The 1538-nt window shown below is 61.5% G+C and carries 2 protein-coding genes; both read right to left on the reverse strand.

What is annotated here, in order from left to right:
• Window positions 1–2: 2 nt before the first annotated feature.
• The gene (gene mce / locus AC1D35_RS36065) at window positions 3–413 is read right to left on the reverse strand and encodes a methylmalonyl-CoA epimerase (protein WP_113335331.1); all 411 of its coding nucleotides are present in this window, start codon (window positions 411–413) and stop codon (window positions 3–5) included.
• A 6-nt stretch (window positions 414–419) separates the two neighbouring features.
• Window positions 420–1538 (reverse strand): methylmalonyl-CoA mutase family protein (locus tag AC1D35_RS36070; protein WP_477942797.1); only part of this gene is annotated, 1119 nt, incomplete at its 5' end.

Raw genomic sequence — 1538 nt, forward strand, 5'->3', positions numbered from 1 at the left:
GCTCAGGTCCGGTCAGCCTGCTCGAATTCGACGAGCGTCCCGCAAAAGTCGGTTGGATGAGCGAACAATACCGGAAGGCCGTGTGCACCAATTTTCGGGGCGCCGTTGCCGAGGATCCGTACCCCCGCCTCTGACACCTTCCTGCCTGTTGCCTCGATATCGTCTACCTCGAAGCAGATGTGATGAATGCCTCCCGACGGGTTCTTGGCCAGAAAGGAACTGATCGGAGAGTCCTCCCCAAGCGGATGAAGCAGCTCAATCTTGGTGTTCGGGAACTGAATGAACACGACCGTGACACCGTGCTCGGGCAGATCCTGCGGCGCTGAGACCTGGGCGCCGATTTTCGAATAGAGAGCGACCGCACCGGCCAGATCCGGCACCGCGATGGCAATGTGGTTTACGGGACCGAGCATGTRACCTCACTGATTGCGCAATTTGCCCTGCATCAGATCGACGATCGCGCGGGCAGCTTCGAGAACGTTCGTTCCTGGACCGAAGACGGCAGCGACACCGTTTTCGAGCAGAAAGTCGTAATCCTGGCGCGGAATGACGCCACCGACGACGACGATGATATGGCTTGCGCCACGCGCCCTAAGTGCGGCAACGAGCTGGGGCGCCAGGGTCTTGTGCCCGGCTGCAAGCGACGACATGCCGACGACGTGGACTTTGTTGCTGACGGCCATGTCGGCCGCTTCGTCCGGCGTCTGGAACAAGGGGCCGGCCAGAACCTCGAAACCAATGTCGCCGAAGGCTGACGCAATGATCTTGGCGCCTCGGTCGTGCCCATCCTGCCCGAGCTTTGCCACCATGATCTTAGGCTTGACCGAGAGAGATTTCGCAAAATCGCCGAGGCGATGAACCAATGTCGAATATTCCGGATCGTTGTCATAGGCAGCGCCGTATACGTCGCTCACCACCTCGGGGGTCGCGCTATGATCGCCGAAGACCAGACGCATGGCATCCGATATCTCGCCGACCGTGGCGCGTGCGCGGGCGGCATCGACGGCGGCCTCCAGGAGATTTCCTTGTCCGCTACGGGCGATTTCGGTCAACCGCGCGAGGGTCGTTGCGGTTGCCGTCGGATCGCGCCGGGATTTCGTGTCTTCGATGCGCCTGACCTGGGCGAGGCGGACGGCAGCGTTGTCGATATCCAGGATGTCGAGCGTGTCTTCATTTTCGAGCCGGTATTTGTTGACGCCGACGATAACCTCTTCGCCGCGGTCCACCGCGGCCTGCCGGCGTGTGGCGGCTTCCTCGATCCTGCGCTTCGGCATGCCGGTTGCGACGGCCCGGGTCATGCCACCAAGCGCTTCCACTTCCTCAATCAACGCCCAGGCCTGTGCTGCGAGTTCGTCCGTCAGGCTTTCCACATAATAGGATCCGGCCAGTGGATCGACGACCCTGGTGACGCCGGTCTCATGCTGCAGGATGAGCTGGGTGTTACGGGCGATGCGGGCGGAGAATTCGGTGGGGAGCGCAATGGCTTCATCCAGCGCGTTGGTATGGAGCGACTGGGTGCCGCCTAAAACGGCAGAGAG

It is taken from the genome of Rhizobium sp. P1_E6 (assembly GCF_056405875.1).